Origin of the sequence: Bacillus sp. S/N-304-OC-R1 (genome assembly GCF_019749375.1) — a bacterium.
GTDB lineage: Bacteria > Bacillota > Bacilli > Bacillales > Cytobacillaceae > Cytobacillus.
Genome location: NZ_JACWFE010000003.1, coordinates 23920 through 43074, shown reverse-complemented (window position 1 = coordinate 43074; position 19155 = coordinate 23920). Strand labels below are relative to the sequence as shown.

At 38.9% G+C, this 19155-nt stretch carries 22 protein-coding genes and 1 riboswitch; of the genes, 18 read left to right on the top strand and 4 right to left on the bottom strand.

Annotated elements, in window-relative coordinates:
• Positions 1–3: 3 nt before the first annotated feature.
• Positions 4–654: a VC0807 family protein gene (locus H0173_RS04515; RefSeq protein ID WP_221845050.1), complete on the bottom strand. Its 651-nt coding sequence runs from the start codon at positions 652–654 to the stop codon at positions 4–6.
• 207 nt (positions 655–861) lie between these two features.
• A complete protein-coding gene (locus tag H0173_RS04510) occupies positions 862–1440 on the bottom strand; it encodes a YqaA family protein (protein WP_221845048.1) in 579 nt (192 codons plus the stop codon).
• Between the two features lie 147 nt (positions 1441–1587).
• Between H0173_RS04510 and H0173_RS04505 the strand changes: the two genes are divergently transcribed.
• A complete protein-coding gene (locus tag H0173_RS04505) occupies positions 1588–2460 on the top strand; it encodes a sulfite exporter TauE/SafE family protein (protein WP_221845046.1) in 873 nt (290 codons plus the stop codon).
• Positions 2461–2494: 34 nt separating this feature from the next.
• Here H0173_RS04505 and H0173_RS04500 read toward each other — a convergent pair whose 3' ends face one another.
• On the bottom strand, positions 2495–3688 hold the full coding sequence (locus tag H0173_RS04500; protein WP_221845044.1) for an FtsW/RodA/SpoVE family cell cycle protein: 1194 nt from the start codon (positions 3686–3688) through the stop codon (positions 2495–2497).
• 145 nt (positions 3689–3833) lie between these two features.
• Complete coding sequence (gene mgtE, locus H0173_RS04495) at positions 3834–5192, bottom strand: magnesium transporter (protein WP_221845042.1); 1359 nt, start codon at positions 5190–5192, stop codon at positions 3834–3836.
• Positions 5193–5457: 265 nt separating this feature from the next.
• Here mgtE and H0173_RS04490 point away from each other — a divergent pair, with 265 nt between their 5' ends.
• The 17 genes from H0173_RS04490 (at position 5458) to H0173_RS04410 (ending at position 18822) form a co-directional block, all read left to right on the top strand.
• The gene (locus H0173_RS04490; protein ID WP_221845040.1) at positions 5458–6234 is read left to right on the top strand and encodes a hypothetical protein; all 777 of its coding nucleotides are present in this window, start codon (positions 5458–5460) and stop codon (positions 6232–6234) included.
• A gap of 127 nt (positions 6235–6361) precedes the next feature.
• Positions 6362–6546: riboswitch (cobalamin riboswitch) on the top strand.
• A gap of 131 nt (positions 6547–6677) precedes the next feature.
• On the top strand, positions 6678–7652 hold the full coding sequence (locus tag H0173_RS04485) for an ABC transporter substrate-binding protein (protein WP_221845039.1): 975 nt from the start codon (positions 6678–6680) through the stop codon (positions 7650–7652).
• Positions 7618–8676: a FecCD family ABC transporter permease gene (locus H0173_RS04480; protein ID WP_221845037.1), complete on the top strand. Its 1059-nt coding sequence runs from the start codon at positions 7618–7620 to the stop codon at positions 8674–8676. The genes H0173_RS04485 and H0173_RS04480 overlap by 35 nt, the downstream gene beginning before the upstream one ends.
• 2 nt (positions 8677–8678) lie before the next feature.
• A complete protein-coding gene (locus H0173_RS04475) occupies positions 8679–10148 on the top strand; it encodes an adenosylcobinamide amidohydrolase (RefSeq protein WP_221845035.1) in 1470 nt (489 codons plus the stop codon).
• Positions 10145–11110: an adenosylcobinamide-phosphate synthase CbiB gene (gene cbiB / locus H0173_RS04470; RefSeq protein WP_221845028.1), complete on the top strand. Its 966-nt coding sequence runs from the start codon at positions 10145–10147 to the stop codon at positions 11108–11110. Before H0173_RS04475 ends, cbiB begins: the two co-directional genes overlap by 4 nt.
• Complete coding sequence (cobD, locus tag H0173_RS04465) at positions 11085–12161, top strand: threonine-phosphate decarboxylase CobD (protein ID WP_221845012.1); 1077 nt, start codon at positions 11085–11087, stop codon at positions 12159–12161. The genes cbiB and cobD overlap by 26 nt, the downstream gene beginning before the upstream one ends.
• Entirely contained in the window at positions 12143–12721 is a 579-nt protein-coding gene (locus H0173_RS04460; RefSeq protein WP_221845004.1) for a bifunctional adenosylcobinamide kinase/adenosylcobinamide-phosphate guanylyltransferase, read from the top strand. The genes cobD and H0173_RS04460 overlap by 19 nt, the downstream gene beginning before the upstream one ends.
• 8 nt (positions 12722–12729) lie before the next feature.
• Positions 12730–13584 (top strand): cobyric acid synthase, encoded by an 855-nt coding sequence (locus H0173_RS04455; protein WP_313770604.1) that lies wholly within the window; start codon positions 12730–12732, stop codon positions 13582–13584.
• Positions 13571–14362: an adenosylcobinamide-GDP ribazoletransferase gene (gene cobS, locus H0173_RS04450; RefSeq protein ID WP_221845000.1), complete on the top strand. Its 792-nt coding sequence runs from the start codon at positions 13571–13573 to the stop codon at positions 14360–14362. Before H0173_RS04455 ends, cobS begins: the two co-directional genes overlap by 14 nt.
• The gene (locus H0173_RS04445; RefSeq protein ID WP_221844998.1) at positions 14320–14925 is read left to right on the top strand and encodes a histidine phosphatase family protein; all 606 of its coding nucleotides are present in this window, start codon (positions 14320–14322) and stop codon (positions 14923–14925) included. Before cobS ends, H0173_RS04445 begins: the two co-directional genes overlap by 43 nt.
• Positions 14877–15308, top strand: coding sequence for a bifunctional adenosylcobinamide kinase/adenosylcobinamide-phosphate guanylyltransferase (locus H0173_RS04440; RefSeq protein ID WP_221844995.1), 432 nt, complete (start codon positions 14877–14879; stop codon positions 15306–15308). The genes H0173_RS04445 and H0173_RS04440 overlap by 49 nt, the downstream gene beginning before the upstream one ends.
• Before the next feature lie 33 nt (positions 15309–15341).
• Entirely contained in the window at positions 15342–15926 is a 585-nt protein-coding gene (locus H0173_RS04435; protein ID WP_221844993.1) for a cob(I)yrinic acid a,c-diamide adenosyltransferase, read from the top strand.
• On the top strand, positions 15927–16421 hold the full coding sequence (locus H0173_RS04430; RefSeq protein WP_221844983.1) for an ECF transporter S component: 495 nt from the start codon (positions 15927–15929) through the stop codon (positions 16419–16421).
• Positions 16418–17140: an ATP-binding protein gene (locus H0173_RS04425; RefSeq protein WP_221844982.1), complete on the top strand. Its 723-nt coding sequence runs from the start codon at positions 16418–16420 to the stop codon at positions 17138–17140. Before H0173_RS04430 ends, H0173_RS04425 begins: the two co-directional genes overlap by 4 nt.
• The gene (locus tag H0173_RS04420; RefSeq protein WP_221844979.1) at positions 17134–17742 is read left to right on the top strand and encodes a histidine phosphatase family protein; all 609 of its coding nucleotides are present in this window, start codon (positions 17134–17136) and stop codon (positions 17740–17742) included. Before H0173_RS04425 ends, H0173_RS04420 begins: the two co-directional genes overlap by 7 nt.
• A 98-nt stretch (positions 17743–17840) precedes the next feature.
• The gene (locus tag H0173_RS04415) at positions 17841–18224 is read left to right on the top strand and encodes a VOC family protein (RefSeq protein ID WP_221844978.1); all 384 of its coding nucleotides are present in this window, start codon (positions 17841–17843) and stop codon (positions 18222–18224) included.
• A gap of 139 nt (positions 18225–18363) precedes the next feature.
• Positions 18364–18822: an SAM-dependent methyltransferase gene (locus tag H0173_RS04410; RefSeq protein ID WP_221844976.1), complete on the top strand. Its 459-nt coding sequence runs from the start codon at positions 18364–18366 to the stop codon at positions 18820–18822.
• The last annotated feature ends 333 nt before the right edge of the window (positions 18823–19155 follow it).

The window sequence follows — 19155 nt, the reverse complement described above, 5'->3', positions numbered from 1 at the left end:
ATTTTAAATAGGGCTCTCCTCTTTATTCGTTTCATTTTGGTTGAAAGGGGAGGAATTTCCCAGCTCCTTATTGATAAAATAAAAGCCGCTCAACGAAACAATCGTAAATCCCCAATTTAATATTTGTCTTAAGATAATTCCTTTATCAAAAGCTTCTACACCATATTCCTGAATAAGCCAGGTTTTTATTCCAGCAAGAATGATGAACTTTAAAGCAAAGCCAGCCGTAATCCAACTAAAGATGGATCGTATCCTTTTGCTAAAAAAGAGAGATTTCATCTCGGAACGATCTTGCCCCTGCATTTCTATTAAATCAAGCGCCATATATAAGAAAATAGGCCGCTTGGCAATAATAGTTCCAAAGAAAATCAGCCCTAAAATATAAGAATAAATGACGTTATTCCATAGGAGCTGAATGGCTGAGCCAGCGAGTACATCGATAAGAAAGGTAATGAGCAAATTTGTTAGTAAATAAATTCCGAAGAAATTTACTTTCTTAAGCTCAAAGAAGCGGTACAAGCTGTAGAGAATCCCAGGCACTGTTGAAAGAATCATTGCTAAATAGTCTCCGATAAAGCCTCTGCCCAAGTTCCAAACGGCCAAAGGAAATACAACGTAAAAAAGGATATCCAACAGAACTATATATTTTTTCAAATTACCACATCCTACAAAATAGTTATTGTATTAGTTCACTATTTAGAAGTTATTTCCTTCTTTTAAAGAGAAAAAGCCAGTGAGAAAACTCACTGACGGTTTTGAAAAAAGTATTCTATTCTTCCTAAGTCAATATTAAACAATAAGTATTATAAAAAAATACGCCATAATAAAACTAAGTGTGTTTTAACTGAATGGAAGAGCTGATTAGTTTTTCTTCTTCTTTCGTATTAGAAGGTAAATAACATACGCAACTACAATAAGTATGGATCCAATAATAGTGATTAAAGAGAAGTTTTCTTCGATAAAGGGCTTTGCCTTTGCACCAAGAACGATAATAAAGGCAGCTTCTAAAAAGAAGCGTGCTCCACGTCCGATAATAGACCAAATGACTAAAACACGTAATGGAACCTTAGAAATCCCTGCAAAAATAGTAAACACTTTATACGGAATGGGCGTAAAAGCTGAGACGAGGATCGCCATAGGACCGTATTTAGAAAAATAGTGTTCTACTTTTTGAATTTTTTCCTCTGAAATAATTAATCTAAGGACGGGGCGCCCTAACTTTTTACCGATAAACCAGCCGAATATAGCGCCTAGTACAGAAGCTACAGTTGTAATAAACGCATACCTAATGACACTGTCAGGATTTGAAATTCCCATTGGAATCAATAAAACATCAGGAGGAATTGGAAAAAAGGAGGAATCTGCAAAGGATACAAAAAACAATCCCCATACTCCATATTCCATTAACCATCCTTCGATTGCGTGTATCATCTCAGACATAAAATATATTCTCCTTTAATAAACTAAATGAAAGTATAGCATTTCCCAACTTGTTCGTCATGCGCCCACCATGTGAAAAAATTTAGCATAATGTGGATAAATCATCTACAATATAAGAAAGATCACATTCAGTGAGGAGTTTTTTCATTGCTAATCTTATTGTTTTTTTTATTAGGTGCTTGTATTAGCGTATTATCTGGCTTCTTTGGAGTAGGAGGCGGATTTATCTTAACGCCTTTACTAATGCTTTTTGGCTACTCTCCGATTGAAGCGGTGACGACAAGTCTGTTGTTCACACTTGGGACATCCTTTTCAGGTATTACTACACATATTAAACTTAAGAATATCCTGTGGAAAAATGGGATTATTCTCGGAATAAGCGGAATTGCGTCCACTCAGCTTGCAAGGCCGTTCGTTATGTTCTTAGAAAACAGAGGCTTAGATGAATGGGTTATCCCTATTTTCTATATTATTTTACTATCCTATTTTGCGATGAAGATGTTTAAGCAGGGCAAGAAGTCAGCCGAGAATGAAAATAAACAACCTATTTCACCATCCATCATAAAAATGATCTTCATAGGTGCTTTTGCTGGCTTTGTTTCCACTACATTAGGTGTAGGCGGCGGCTTTATCATCGTTCCACTTTCTGTTGCCTTCTTAGGGTTCGAACCAAAGAAAGCCATTGGAACAAGCCTCTTTACCATTTTTTTAATTGTTCCTGTCGCTTTTTTATCATACGCGTTCACGGTTTCAATTAATTATAAAGTAAGCTTATTGCTTGTTGCAGGCGGACTTATCGGTTCTTCATTTGGCGCTAAGCTGACGAGATACTATGAGAATAAAGAAATAAGTCTCCTTCTTAGTGGAATTTATATTGCTACCCTAACAAGTGTTATCTTAAAACTTGTAAATTTAAGCATTGTCGGGCTTGTCTTATTAGGATGTTTTATTCTATATTTCTTTGTTCATTCCATCCTAAAGGTTCAAAGATATAAAGCAAATCTAAAAGGTTCAGCATAATAAAAATCGGGCGGCTTGCCCGATTTTTATTATTTTAATTAGCTTTCTTAGCTACATACTTTGAATCATTAGCAAACATGTACGATTTATGATGATAACGAATGCTGAAGACTAGCCCCATTGCCATCATATTCCCCATCAAGGAACTACCCCCATAACTAATAAAAGGAAGCGGAATTCCTGTAATCGGCAAGACCTGAATGGTCATTCCGATGTTTTGAAACACATGGAAGGTAATCATGCAAATAATCCCTACACAAATGTAAGTATTAAACGGGTCCTGAGTTTCGAGAGCTGTTTTTGTTAAATGGTAAATAAGTAAGAAAAATAAGCTGATGACGATACTTCCGCCTATAAATCCATATTCTTCTCCAATCACACTAAAAATGAAATCGGTATGGCTATCCGGAATATACACTTGCCTTTCGCTAAAGCCTTTTCCTGTTAATAGACCGGAGCCGATTGCCTGTAAGGATTTATAAAGCTGAAGACCAGCTCCTTGTTTGTGGCCAGCTGGATCTAACCAGGAATAAATACGGAAAAATTGATAGGTTTCTACTTTCAAGTATTTTTGCAGTATATCAGGTGCCCAAATAACGAGGTATAAAACAATACCTGCAAAAATACCGCCAAGCCCATAAATAGGGACAATAATTTTCCATGAAATTCCGGAAACTAATATAATTCCGGTTAGAATGGCAATAATGACAAGTGCAGTACCTAAATCGTCAATGATAATAAGTCCTAATGGAACAGATGTTACTGCTCCTAATTTTAATAAAAGAAAAAAATCAGTTTTTAGAGTTTTCACTACATACTTTTCGTAATGAGTTACGATTACTCGGCTTAATGTAATGATGAGGAACACCTTAACAAATTCTGATGGCTGGAAAGAACCAAGAAATGGAATTCGGTACCAGAGTCTTGCGCCCTTTATGTTTGGTACTAAATCAAGAGGGGCAACAAAAAGGCCGATAAGCAGCACAACACCAATTCCATATAAGATCCACGAAAGCTTCTTAATTTGTTCACTGTCGAAATACATGACAACTCCAATTATCGCAATGCCAACAGCATAGTTCTTAATTTGGCTTAAAACGAAATTGCCCTCATATTGACCTGACCCTTGTCCGCTATAGATAGCAAAACAACTAATTATAAAAAATATGAACAATAGCAGACATAAGGTCCAATCAAATCGTTCTGCTACTTTTATTGATTTATTCATAACAAACACCTTTTTCCATTCATTCTCCATTCATCCTAACAAAGAAGAAATACCCTTTCAATGTATTTCCAACTATCTTAATATATGACGAATAAATAGACGTAAGGGTTTCGAAAAAAATAAAAGCACGGACATAATCCGCGCTTTACATTAGGTGTTTGATAAACATCGTAGCAATTCCAAAATACGTAACAAGTGAGAAAATATCATTTAATGTAGTAATTAATGGGCCCGAGGCAACAGCAGGATCGATCTTAAGCTTATATAAAATAAGCGGAATAATAGTACCTGCTAACGTTCCGATAATTAAAGTCAGGAATAAGGAACAGCCTACAACAGCTCCTAAAATGGCATTTGATTGCCAAACGAAAGCAATGATGTAAATTAGAATGCCGCAAATAGTCCCGATTATTAAGCTAACACCAAATTCCCTCATAATCAGTTTAGTGACAACTTTTTTATCAATATCGTTGGAAACAAGTCCTCTAACAACTACTGCAAGGGATTGTGTTCCGGTATTTCCAGTCATTCCTGCAATCATTGGCATGAAAAAGGCGAGAGCAACAACCTTTTGTAGTGTTTCTTCAAAACCACTAATGATACTGCCTGATAAAATTCCGATAAATAAGAGCAAAATAAGCCATGGGAGCCTGCGGTAGGCGGCTACAAAAGCTTTTGTTTCAAAATCAATCGATTTCCCAGTAGCAGAAAGTTTTTCAAAATCCTCATTAGCTTCCTGAATGACGACGTCAATGATATCGTCGACAGTAGCGATTCCCATAAGTACATTGTCTTCGTTGACGACAGGGATGGCTAGAAAGTCATATCTTTCAATGAGCCTTGCGACTTCCTCTTGGTCAGTGGTGACAGTAACGGATATGACTCGCTCATACATGATATTCTTGATAAGTTCTCCAGGCTCGGCAATAAGCAGATCACGGTAAGATACAACGCCAACAAGCTTTCGATCCTGATCGATAACATATAAATAATTTATCGTTTCAGCAAATTCTACAAAAGATTTTAGCTTTCCAACTGCATCTATTACAGTATAATAATCGCGGATCCAAACGAAGCGGTTGGTCATCAATCTTCCAGCTGTTTCTGGAGGATAGTTCATGATATCTTGAACTATTTGGGATTCGCTTTTTTTCATTCCGGAAAGAAGCGAAGCTATTTTTTCAGGGGATAAATCATCCAAGAGAAGGGCTAAGTCATCATTATCCATTAAATCTAATACTTTACCCGATTTCTCTATCCCTAATTTATTTAAAACCTCAAGCTGATCTTCTTTGCTAAGCTCCTGAATAAGATCAGCAAGACGGTCAACATTCATAAAGATCAAAAATCTTGTTTTATGCTTTTCGGGAAGATCTTCATATATTTGGGCAATATCATAAGGCTGCAATTCATCGAGAATGGTTTCAAACTCTTTTTTCTTATTTTCTTTTAATGATTTAATAATGTGAAGAGTGATTTGGTTTTCAGTCATATTCTGAATCATTCGTCTCACACTCCTTTCTCCGAAATGATGTTATATATGAATTGAATGGAGCATATATTAATACTTTCCATGCCTATTATAAAAAATTTTGCTATTGAAAGAAATGGCGTTATGATAAATATAATTGAAACTTTATTTGCGAAATTTTAAAATAAGCTATACTTTATATAATTATTATTGATAAGATCATTTTGTTTATATATATTTCATGCAAATTATCTCTTCGTGATGGAGAGCAGTTATCATATGTTCGGAGGTTTCACCATTGAAAAAAAGGAACCATAATATTCGGGATATCATCTATATTCATCTAAATGAACGAGAGCAGTATGTCTTGACGTACGGAATAGAGTTTGGTGAGTTTTCACAGGCTTTGTATCATTCGTTGAACAATTTGCTCTTATTAAAGCATCGCTACGATGATGCTGACTTTAATATGCACACCTTACATGAATATGTATCAAAAGACAAGCTGAAAAAGTTAATGGATAAAGATGTACACACCTATGGTGATTTCTGCTGGATTGATTTCGAAGAGGAAGAGGATTTAAATGAACTCTCTGGCCAGGCAATTGCAGAGCTTTTATACCTCGGGCATTTGAAAGAACATTTAAAACCGCCATTTTACAATAATTTAAGTAATCGCTATGTCTACTTAGCTCATGATGACGGCTGGTTTAATAAAACATATTATCGAGATTTTAATGACTTTTACCGAATGCTTGGAGAGGTTATCCCGGAAAAGATGGTTCAAACGAAGGTTGAAAAGTCTCTGCTCGGACTGAAGAAAAAGAAAACATATCCACCTATTGCTAATGACATTCTGCGAGCATTGAAGCCTCTAATGAGGGAAGGGGCAGTCTTGTCTATTAAAGACATTGACCAGAGCCGGGCAAAAATTGAGATTCCGATCTGGCCAATCGGTGATTTTGCAGATATGGACGAAATGTACGAGGAATATGAATATATCGTCAAGACGCCTTGTGCTGCAAAGCTCGTTTTTGATAAAAAATCGAGGGAATGGAAAATGTATGGCCAATAGCAGTTATTGGCCTTTTTATTATTCACGTCTTAATTCTGGACACTTTAAGTTATAGAAAACAAAAATTGACAAAAATCTGCTCCATTTTCAGAAATATAGTGTATAATCAATATTGCGGAAAAATTTCATATGTATTTTGAGAATAGGTGTCTTCTTCCAAGGAAGACTTAAAAGGGAAGTTGGTGTAAATCCAACGCGGTCCCGCCACTGTAAATGGGAGCTTACTGCAATATGCCACTGTACAAAAGTATGGGAAGGTGCAGAAAAGCAATGACCATGAGCCAGGAGACCTGCCTAATCTTTGCGCACCACAACCCTACGAGGATAGGAGGTGTTTGGACAGGTACTTGCCTTATATTCTCGTATACCTATGCAAACATCTCCATATCAAATGTGGAGATGTTTTTTTATTTTATAAGATGAAAAAATTGGAGGAATCTAGAATGAAGAAGCTGTATTCATTAATGTTTGCACTCCTTTTAGCAATTGGCGTTCTTGCTGGTTGCGGAGAAAGTGCGGATAAAACGAAGGAAAATGCTGCAGAAAAAGAAACTCAGGTCACGCAAGAGGAAAAAGCTGATTTTCCTGTTACAATAAAGGACGCAATAGGGAAAGAGGTTGTTATCCAATCTCGCCCAGAAAAAATCGTTTCTCTAATCCCTAGTAATACAGAAATTGCATTTGGATTAGGTTTAGGCAATGAAGTAGTTGGTGTTTCTGATTATGACAACTACCCTGCTGAAACGGCAGACATAGAAAAAATTGGCGGCATGGAATTTAATGTTGAAAAGATTATTTCATTAAGCCCTGATATAGTATTAGCACATGCATCAAGTGCTCATAATTCTGAAGCAGGACTTCAGCAGTTAAGAGATGCTGGTATTGCTGTTTTAGTTGTAAATGACGCAAAGAATTTTGATCAAGTATTTGACTCTATTAATATGATTGGTACTGCTTCAGGAAATAAGGAAGAAGCAGAAAAACTTGTCACAGATATGAAGGCAAAGCTTGAAGATATTAAGGAAAAGGCTAAAGCCATTAAGGATAAAGATCGTAAAAAAGTATTTGTAGAAGTATCGCCAGCTCCAGATATTTATGCAGTTGGTGCTAACACGTTTATGGACGAAATGCTTAAGATGATTCATGCTGATAATGTGGTTAAAGAAGAAGGCTGGCCAAAAATGGATCCAGAGGCTGTAATTGAGAGAAATCCGGATGTTATTATTACAACTCACGGATACTATACAGAAGACCCTGTAGGAAACGTATTAGGACGTGATGGCTGGCAGGACATTAATGCTGTTAAAAATAAACAAGTGATAGATGTCGATTCAGATACAGTTACCCGTTCAGGCCCAAGGATTGTTGAAGGAGTAGAGCTACTTGCAAAAGCAATTTATCCGGACATATTTAAATAATAAAGTTTTAGCGTATCTATTAGCAGCAGGATTTTTATTTATTGCTATGCTGCTCGGCATCTCGATTGGAACTGTATCTGTTCCAGCGATGGATATTTTGAACATAATTGGTGCTGAAATTTTCCGCTATACACCTAATGAACTAATTGAGTCCATGTATGCAAATATCGTCATGAATATCCGGCTTCCTCGGGTTATTCTTGCCGGCTTGGTTGGCGCGTCTCTCGCAATTGCGGGAGCCGCTTTCCAAGGTTTACTAAGAAATCCTCTTGCAGATCCCTATACACTTGGCGTTTCTTCAGGCGCCTCAGTGGGAGCTGTTATTACTTTATTCTTCGGTATCTCAATTCCATATGTGGGCTTATTTACATTGCCATTATTAAGTATTCTATCTTCTTTTATTACCATTTTCTTTGTGCTATTGTTTGCTCGCCAAGTGGAGCGTTCCATGAAGGTAGAGACCATAATTTTAACAGGAATTATTTTTAGCTCATTTTTAGGAGCGTTCATTTCACTCATGATTGCACTTACAGGCGAAGAATTAAGGCAAATTATTGGCTGGCTTTTAGGCAGTGTGTCGATGAGGGGCTGGGCCTATATTAAAATTATTTTGCCATTTTTTATCATTGGGTCAGCTATACTTTTATTAAATAGTCATGAATTAAATGCTATGTCTTTTGGGGAAGAGCGAGCACAGCATATTGGGGTAAATGTGCAGAGAAGAAAAATGATGATCCTCCTTGCTGGATCGATGTTAACCGGGGCAGCCGTCGCTGTATCAGGGACGATTGGTTTTGTAGGGCTTGTTATACCTCACTTAACAAGATTACTATGGGGCCCGGATCATAAACATTTATTGCCCTTGTCGATTTTAACTGGGAGTGGATTTTTAATTCTTGCTGATCTGATTGCTAGAACGATCATCTCTCCAACAGAGCTTCCCATTGGCGTGATTACAGCACTCATTGGAGCACCTGTATTTGCGATTATATTAATGAATAGACGAACGGAAAGAAGAGGATAGACATGCTTAACGTCTTAAGTGTAAGCGGGGGATATACAGGAGCTTCCGTTATCAAAAATGTCTCCTTCGAACTGGAGAAAGGGGAGCTGTTTGGAATATTAGGTCCGAATGGGAGCGGGAAAACAACCTTGCTGAAAATGCTTAGCGGTATTCTGCCTTTTAGCAGTGGAGAAATCGTTTTAAAAGGAAAATCATTAAAGGATTACCCGCCTAAAGAGTTAGCAAAAATTATTGCTGTCCTGCCCCAGCATTCGATGCAAAGCTTCTCTTATACAGTAAAGGAAACAGTTTCATTAGGAAGGTATGCACATCAGAAGGGCTGGTTTCATTCCTGGTCACAAGAGGATGAACGGGTCGTTAGACAAGCGATGGAACAAACAGGTGTTGATCATTTTGCAGATCACTATATTCACGAGCTTTCCGGAGGGGAAAGACAGCGTGTTTTCTTAGCACAGGCATTGGCTCAAGAACCAGAAATATTGCTGCTGGATGAGCCAACAAACCATCTCGATCTTTCTTTTCAAAAGGACTTACTTGATTTGTTGAAGGACTGGACTAAAAATCGCGGACTGACCGTTATTTCTATTTTTCATGACTTGAATCTAGCAGGTCTATATTGTGACAGGCTGTTACTGCTTGAAAATGGCGTAATTAATATAAATGATTCACCAAATGAAGTGCTGCGTGAAGACCGGATTCGGAAAGTCTATAATACAAAAATTGAAAAGCAGCCCCACCCGAAAGTGCCTGCTCCTCAAATGGTATTGCTTCCTGAGGAACTGACAGGTGAAAGGGAAGCGTGTTATTTAGATGAGAGGTTTCTAGAACTTTCAGGTGAACATATTGTGTTCAGGTCTCCTATCCCTCTCCGTACGATGTCGTCTGGGGTCATTGGTTCAGGAACTGGCTGGCATCAGCTATTTGTCAATCGCCATGTCGATAAGGATTACGATTGCAGTGATCATCGCAAAGAGATGGCAGATTATTTGAAAATACACGGTTTTGAACCAGGGGAAACAGTTGGAATGATGACGGCTGTCATGCTGGAGGATGTGAAATATCAGGTGTATGACGAGGAAGGTTTTTCTGTTTTTATCATAGTAACTGCTGGTGTTGGAAATGCCATTGATGCCTCAAGAGGAAGCGAGCATGTTTTTCAAATGCAGCCAGGAACGATTAATACGTGGATTTTTGTGAGCGGAGATATGACAGAGGAAGCCATTATTCAAAGCATCATGACTGCCACTGAAGCAAAAGTAAAAGCTATGCATGATTTAGAAGTGAGAGACGCTGTTACCGGTACATTGGCTACAGGCACATCGACTGACAGTATATTAATTGCTTCCACACAAAGAGGGAGGAAGCTGGAATATGCCGGAACAATTACACCGCTTGGAAAGATCATCGGTAAAGGTGTTTATGAATGTACACGTGAAGCCATTCAAAAGAGCAGAAGAAGGGTGAAAAAATGATCATTCATCATCTTTTTGCACTATCCATTGCGGTTCTGATCGATCTTGTTGTTGGGGACCCGCCAAACTGGCCGCATCCAGTGAAATGGATGGGTTCCTTTATTTATAAATTGGACAAGGCCTTAAATCATGGCCGTTCAAGAAAAGTAAAAGGGGCTGTCATGCTTCTCGTCGTTTTAGCTGTGGCAGGAGGCATTTCCTTTCTCATTGTCAGCTTTCTATATAAGCTTCATCTTATTGCAGGTATTCTAGGAGAGGCGATACTCATTTCGACAGCCATTGCCCAAAAAAGTTTAAAAGAGGCAGCGCTAACAGTGTATGACCCACTTAACAGAGGAGATTTAAACGAGGCGAGACATAAGCTTTCCTATATTGTCGGGAGAGATACAGATCAGCTGGATGAGCCTGAAATTGTCAGAGCAGCAGTTGAAACAGTAGCGGAAAATACAAGTGATGGAATTACAGCTCCGCTTTTTTGGGCGCTTATTGGAGGCGCCCCTATAGCTATCATATATCGAGCAATTAACACTTGTGATTCTATGGTAGGCTACCGGAATGATAAATATGGGGAATTTGGCTGGGCATCTGCCCGGTTGGACGATGTCGTCAATTGGATTCCAAGCAGATTAACTTCTTTTTGCAAGCTTGTTGTAAACAGGCCGGTGCATATCAGTTCAAAACAGGCGTGGAGAACTGTATTCCGTGACGCGAAAAAACACCCAAGCCCAAATTCAGGCTGGGGAGAAGCTGCTGTTGCTGCCATTTTAGGGATTCAGCTTGGCGGGATTAACACTTACAAAGGAATGGTATCCAATCGGGCGACAATGGGAGATCCGCTAGTGACACTCGAAAAGAATCATATCCTTCAAACCAACAGAATTGTTACACGGACAATTCCAATCTTTTTATGCTTGCTTTGGATAGGAGGGATTCTCATTGAAATGGCCTTCACATGGTTCTAATCCTCAATATTTATTTTCGAGTCTTCAAATGAAAATGCCTAAAGAAAGAATTGATTTTAGCGCGAATATTAATCCTTTAGGACCTCCTGAAATATTGAAGGAAAAGTGGGGGGAGCTATTTACAGCAATATCAGATTACCCGGATCCAAAAGGATGTAAGCTGAAGAAAAGCCTAGCGGAAAAGGAGCATCTGAAGGAAGAACAAATATTAATTGGCAACGGAGGCGCCGAACTGATTTCATTAATTGGAAGAATGCTTTCGGGAAAAAGGGTTTTAATAGTTCAGCCTGCTTTTTCTGAATATGAAGAAGCTTGCCGAATAAACGGCTGTTCTATTCATTATCATCAGCTAAATCCTGATAAATGGGAATTAAGGCTAGAAGAAATAGCCGAGAAACTATTAGATATCGATGCAATATTTTTATGTAACCCATGTAATCCAACTGGAATGTATTACTCTAAAAAATTATTAACTGAGTTACTGAAAGAATGTCAGAAACAAAATTGCCTTCTTATCGTAGATGAGGCTTTTTATGATTTTCTTTCCGAATATGAATCGATAACGTCTTACATAAATGAATACTCGAATTTGCTCATTATTCGCTCGATGACAAAAATGTTTGCAATCCCGGGACTGCGTTTAGGCTATCTAATGGCAAATGAGCAGATGGTAGAGGAGCTGGCGAGCCTTCAGCCGCAGTGGAGCATGAATGCCCTTGCTTTACAGGCAGGGGAGTGGTGCATAGTTAGTGAAGTCTATGTCGAGGAAACGAGACGGCTAATTGATCAGGAAAGGGAGAGGCTGTTTCAGTTTTATCAACAAAGGGAATTTTTATTTTCTCCTTCACGAGTTAATTTTTATTTATTAAAGGATCCTGCTCTTCATGATCAGCTGCCCTTTTTCGAGTTTTTACTTTTAAAAGGAATTATCCCTAGACATACGATGAACTTTCCAGGATTAGAGGGTGGCTGGCTCCGGTTTGCGATCAAGGGGCAAGAGTATAATGACGTATTAATGGGGGCGATAGAGGAATGGCAGAATCGTCCTTAATTTTTATTAGCGGCGGAGTTCGAAGCGGGAAAAGCCGGTTTGCAGAAAAGCTTGCAGCGGAAATAGCAGCAAAGACTGGCGGCCATCTTCATTACATTGCAGCCGGCGAGGCAAGTGATGCGGAGATGAAGGAACGAATTCTTAGGCACCAGCGTGATCGGGAAGAAAGTGGCTTGAATTGGAAAACATGGGAAAAGCCTACTCGGCTACAGGAGCTTGCTAGTTCATTTACCGAATCAGATATCATTTTGCTGGATTGCTTAACGACCCTTTTGAATAATGAGTTTTTCAGTAAGGATGAGCAATGGATGGATTATTCATTCCAGCAAAAGGTGATGAAAAGCATTATAGGCGGAATTGAACAAATCGCAGTAAAATGTCATAGGCTTATCGTGGTCAGTAACGAGGTATTGCATGATCCACCATTCGATAATGACCTCGTTTTCATTTATGGAAAAATGCTCGGACAGCTTCATCAGCAAATCGTTGCTAAAGCTAACCAGGCTTTTCTGGTTGAAGCGGGCATTCCAATCCTGATGAAAGGAACAAAACTTGTATGAAGGGAATTATGATTCAAGGAACGGCATCGGACGTAGGGAAAAGCATCATTGTAACAGCTCTATGTCGGGCATTTGCGAATAAAGGATATAAAGTGGCACCATTTAAATCACAAAACATGTGCAATTACTCTTATATAACTAGTGATGATAAAGAAATCGGCCGTTCACAGGGGCTTCAGGCGGAAGCTGCCAAGACGGAAGCGACAGAATGGATGAACCCGATACTTTTAAAGCCAAAATCGAATCTGCGTTCTGAAGTGATTTTGCTCGGAGAGACTCTGGAGACAATTGAAGGAAAAAGCTATCGAGACTTGTTCTACGAAAAGGGTTTGAAGACGATTGGATTGGCTTTGGAAAAATTATCAGCAGACTATGAACTGCTCATTATGGAAGGTGCCGGCAGCCCTGTTGAAATGAATTTAAAGGATAAAGAGCTTGTGAATATGAAGGTGGCCGAAATGGCTGATGTTCCGGTTATTCTTGTTGCAGATATAGAAAGAGGCGGCATCTTTGCGAGCATTGTTGGAACATTAGAATTGCTTGCTCCTCATGAAAGGGAAAGAGTGAAAGGGCTTATTATTAATAAGTTTCACGGAAACCATTCGTTATTCGAGGATGGAGTAACATGGCTGGAGGAAAGGACAGGGATTCCTGTTTTAGGAGTGCTTCCTTTTGTTGCGAATCACATGATTGCAGAAGAAGACTCACTCTCGGCTGTAAATCCTGGTAGTGAAATTTCTCATCCAAATGAAATGGACGATGAGAAATATGATGATCTTGCAGCTAGATTATTAGAATATTTTCATTGGGATAAGCTTGAGGAAATTATATATCACTGGGGTATAACGAATGAAGTGGATTAGAGGAATATTAATAAACCTGCAATTCTTTACTTCAATTCCAATCCCAATTGAATTGCCAATGGATAAGGCTCATCTTGAAAGATCCATTAAAACCTTTCCATTGCTTGGACTTATACAGGGAACTATTTATGCGCTTGTTCTTTATGCCTTTCTCCACTGGACGCCTTTTTCTTCTTTAACAGCTGCATTTGCAGTCTGGCTGGCAGGAATCATTTTAACAGGCGGGATTCACCTTGATGGGTGGATGGATGCAAGCGATGCCTTTTTTTCTTACAGTGAACGGGAGAAAAGGCTGGAAATTATGAGTGATCCTCGTACAGGTGCCTTTGGTGTGCTGTCTGTTATTGTTTTATTATGCTCACGTTTTCTTTTTATTTACGAAATCGTCGTGATGATTCATCCCATTTCCTATATCCTGATTGGGTTGCTCCCGTTTTTTAGCAAAATGGTCATGGGTGTACTGCTTTTAAAGGTTCGAGCAGCGAAAAAAGAAGGGCTAGGCACGCTGTTTAAACAAGCAGCTGGGAAGAGAACTTTGCTTAGCTATCCGATTTACATCCTCATTTTGTTTCTTGTCTCTGCCATTCTTTTAAAAGAAATTATTTTGGGGATTTTCGTTTTTATTGTAGTATCTGCCATAACTTTACTTACTTTAAGAAGAAAAATCATTAGCTGGTTTGGCGGGATGACAGGGGATATTCTTGGAGCTAGTGTTGAGGGGACGGAGGTTCTGTTATGGATGACGCTGTGGTTATTGCATTATTTCGCCATGGGCTGACAGAGGCAAACAGGCGCCGTGAGTATTTAGGGTGGACTGATTCCCCTTTGTGCGAGGATATTGAGAGGGTTTCTGAAGAATATGAAGTTCTCTTTTCAAGTGATTTAGGCAGATGCTTGGAGACAGCGGGAAGGATGTTTCCAGATCAGCAGCTTCAACCACTCTTTGAATTCCGCGAAATGAATTTTGGGGAATGGGAAGGAAAGACTTACAAAGAACTTCAGCATGAACCTGAATATCGCAGCTGGATTTCTTCTCCATTATCGGCTAACCCCTTAGGCGGAGAATCCTTTAAGGAGTACTCTGAACGAGTGGATAAAGGCTGGGACATCGTGAAGGAGAAGATGATGAACACTTCCTTGAGTAGAGCAGCCATTATCACTCATGGCGGTGTAATTAGGACATTATTGATGAAATGGGCATCAGTGGAGAAGGATTTCTGGGAATGGAAAGTACCGCACGGACAGGGCTATGAGCTTGTCTGGAACCGGCAGGATTTAAGGAGGGGAGCCCGATGCACTTTGTTACGGGAGGTGCCTTTAACGGCAAATCAAAATGGGTAACTGAATATTATAAGTTAAAGGAAACTCCTCACTTGTGGATTTCTGGCTATAGAAATGAAAGTGTTGAAATAGACTTTCATCCTCAGCTGTTCGTCATACTGGAAGGGATAGAAATATTCTTAAAAGGTTTAGCCGCTCAGCACGAGATTAATATAGCACGGGAGAAATGGCAGATGCTGCTCACAGAGTGGAGTAAATGGGAGAATGAAGCCCAGGGGAGACAAATAATATTAATTGGAACGGATATGAATAAAGGAATTGTTCCTATTCGTGCAGAAGATCGTAAATGGCGTGATTTTACAGGCTGGGCATATCAGGATACAGCTAGATTATCAGAGAGAACAGATGTGATCTGGTATGGGATCAGTCGGCGTATTAAATAGATTCGTTCAAAAAAACAAAAAGGAGCAGTGACAATGAGAATTTACACACGTACAGGTGATAAAGGGAAAACGAGCATTATCGGTGGAAGAGTGGATAAGGATGATATTCGAGTAGAGGCGTATGGAACTGTGGATGAAGTTAATTGCTTCGTTGGTCAGGCGATGACACAGCTCGACTCAGAAAAATTCAAGGATATTTTAGACGATCTGGAAAAAATCCAGCATGAATTATTTGATTGCGGCGGTGACTTAGCCAATGTTATGAAGGATCGTGAACTAAAGCTGCAAAAAGAATCAGTTGATTATTTAGAGAAAAAAATAGACGAGTTTATTCAAGAAGCTCCTAAACTAGAGAGGTTTATTTTACCGGGAGGCACACCTGCAGCTGCTTCTATTCATATTGCCCGTACAGTCACAAGAAGAGCAGAAAGATTAGTCGTTTCGCTTAAAAAAGCAGATCCAGAGATTTCAGAAGCATCTCAGCAGTATTTAAATAGACTCTCAGATTATTTCTTTGCATTAGCGAGAGTGATTAATTTCCGGATGAATGAGAAGGATGTGGAATATATCCGAAGTGCCAAGGTCTTTCGTGAAGGGAAACGCAAGGAGGATAAATAAATGAAAAGCACGAAAATGGCGCTGATAGCATTATTAGTTGCATTAACTGCCATTGGTGCAGCTATTAAAATCCCTGCTGTGATCGGCAGTGTCGCATTGGATGCCTTTCCTGCATTGCTTGCAGCAGCCCTTTTGGGTGGTCCTTCCGGCGCAGTCGTTGGTGCGATGGGACATCTGCTATCGGCATTAATTGGCGGTATGCCAATGGGACCTTTTCATGGAATTGTTGCCATTGAAATGGCTATCTTAGCCTTTATGTTTGCTGCTTTTTACCAAAAGGGGCTAAAGTGGCAGGCAGGTGTATTATTTGTAATAGGAAATGCATTTGTTGCACCGCTGCCCTTCCTGTTTTTAATGAGTAAGGAATTTTATTTGTCTATCGTCCCGTCTCTTTTTATTGGATCGACTATGAATACAGTGCTTGCATTCATTATTACTCCGAGATTAGCAAAGCTCATTGAGCCGATTCTTTCTAAAGCAAGGGCTCAACAATGAGAGATGTCTTAATTATTCCCTTTAATGGGAAAGAATCAATTGTTGTGGCGTGCGACAATAGCGGAGGAATTGGGTTAAAGGAATTGGATGCTGTCCAAGTTCCGTACGACACGGTTGCCTATTATAGCTTTCGGGTAGCGGTCATGGAGTGTTTAGCTGCTGGGGGTAATCCTTTTGCTGTAACCTTACAGAACTTTTGTGGAGAAGCTTCGTGGAACGAGCTGCTTCTTGGAATTAATCGGGGAGTAGCCGAATTAGGTCTCAAATACCTGCAGATTACTGGCAGTACGGAAAGTAATTTTCCTCTCGTTCAGTCGGCAGTTGGGTTAACGGTTCTTGGGAAAAAGAAAACTAGTCATAAAGATTTGCTTCCTCATTTTACAGACGGTACGAGGATTGCTGTTATTGGCAAACCATTAGTTGGCGATGAAGTGATAGAGAATGAAACAGAAGTTGTCCCTTTATCGATATTTAAACTGCTTTGTGTCTTAGAGGACGCTATTCTTTTGCCTGTAGGTTCAAAGGGAATATTCCATGAGCTGAATGGATTATTTTCAAACCGAACATTTATAGATACAGAAATCATTTCTGATCTAGATATTTATAAATCCTCAGGACCGTCCACTTGCGTTTTAGCTGTCTCTAACAAAAAGAAAATGAGGGATATAATGAGGGTTGCTGGATCTTATTATTACGAAATAGACGTGATAGAATGCTAAAATTATATGTGATTAGACATGGTGAAACGGAATGGAATACGCAAAAAAGATCGCAGGGAAGATTGGATTCCGCTTTAACAGAAAAGGGCAAAGAAGATGCCCGATTATTGGGAGAAAGACTTAAAGAAACGGATTTTCAGCGAATTATAAGTTCACCGAGTACTCGAACAATGGAAACGGCTATGCTTGTTGCAGGAAACCATCGAACTTACATTGAAACTGATGAACGTCTAATGGAAATCCATTTAGGTGCTTGGCAAGGGAAAGTAGAAGCTGACATTGAGAGAGAATATCCGGAGCAGTTTCATGCTTATTGGAATCAGCCTGAATCGTACGTAGGTGTTGGCGGGGAAACCTTTCTTGACGTTAAGAAGCGGATTCATAAGTTTTTGTTAGAGTTAGAGAAAACGACTCCGAATGGAAATGTCCTTGTTGTGACACATGGAGTAGTCATTAAGGCACTTTATCTTTTATGCAGAAATGCACCGATTGAAGAAATTTGGGCCCCTCCCTTTATTCACGGGACTTGTCTTACAGTAATTAACGTGCAAAATGGGAAGATGGAACTGCTTTTAGAAGGGTGTACAGCACATTGTAGCTAGACTTGCTTTGAAAGTGGGTCTAGTTTTTTTGTTTTTAGGAAAGGATTTTTATTGTGAAATAGAGAATTAATGGGAAAAAAGCTGAAAAAGGTGAAATTATGAATCTAAAATTAGGCTATGTTATTTTGTACGTTGAAAATATTGAAAAAACAAAGCATTTTTATAAAACATTATTAGGACTAGAGCTAAGGAACGAATTTGGTACATATATAGAATTTAACACTGGAAATACGATTCTTTCTTTTAATACGAGAGAAGGAGCACGTGAGGTGACAGGACTTCCGATTCCAGACGGCATAAAAAAAGAACACACCTTTGAACTCGGATTTGTCACTGAGGAAGTAGAAGTCGTTATTGAAAGATTAAGAGGAGAAGGTGTTTCGATTTTAGTGGAGCCTATAGAGAAGCCTTGGGGTCAAAAGGTAGCATATGTTGAAGATCCAGATGGTCACTATATTGAAATATGTTCCCCTATGGAATAACTAGTGGAGGCTGAAAGTCGTCTATTTGAGTAGTAATAAAGCCTTAATCAAACGTTTGATTGAAACTAAACAAACGTTTGATTGAATTTAAACAAACGTTTGTATGAAATTTTTAGGACAGTAAATAGGGGTGAAAAAAGTGATAACATTAGTGCCAATTGGCTATGCCTATAATAATAGGACTGAAATTGAAGATGATTACTGGGGAAAAATCGTTTCGAAGATTGTCATTTGTGATACTCTTCCTGAAGAATCCTTATATGAAATAGAATCCTTTTCCCATTTAGAGATCATTTATTATTTTCATAAGGTTAGTGAGAAGAAGATTATCACTGGAGCGAGGCATCCAAGAAATAATCCAGACTATCCGAGAGCAGGGATATTTGCGCAAAGAGGAAAGAATCGGCCCAACCAATTAGGGTTAACCACTGTCCAGTTCATTAGAAGAGAAGGAAGGGAGCTATATGTGCAAGGTCTTGACTGTATAAATGGGACCCCGATTCTCGATATCAAACCAGTCATGAAGGAGTTCTTACCCAAAGAAACAGTTAAGCAGCCGGACTGGTCAAAGGAATTGATGAAGAATTATTGGAGCTAATATGTATCAATTATATCCTTGTTGAAAGGGTATTTTTTTTGGAGAAAAAGGTTATTTAGGTTAAACATTCTATTAATCAAACGTTTGTTTAAATTCAATCAAACGTTTGATTAGTATAAAAATTGCTCTGAAGGACAGATCATGCTTCTTCTTTTACATAAATTTTAAATTTCTATTAAGAATTCACAAAAAAGTAATGGCCAATGGTTAAATTACATTAAAATAAAATGGCTGACAGGGCACCGGCACTGATTGCTAAACAGCAGAGTTTGTCTAGTTTTTTGTTTGTGAGTTTTAAATTCTTTTGGAATGCCAAAGATAAAATTAGTTTCC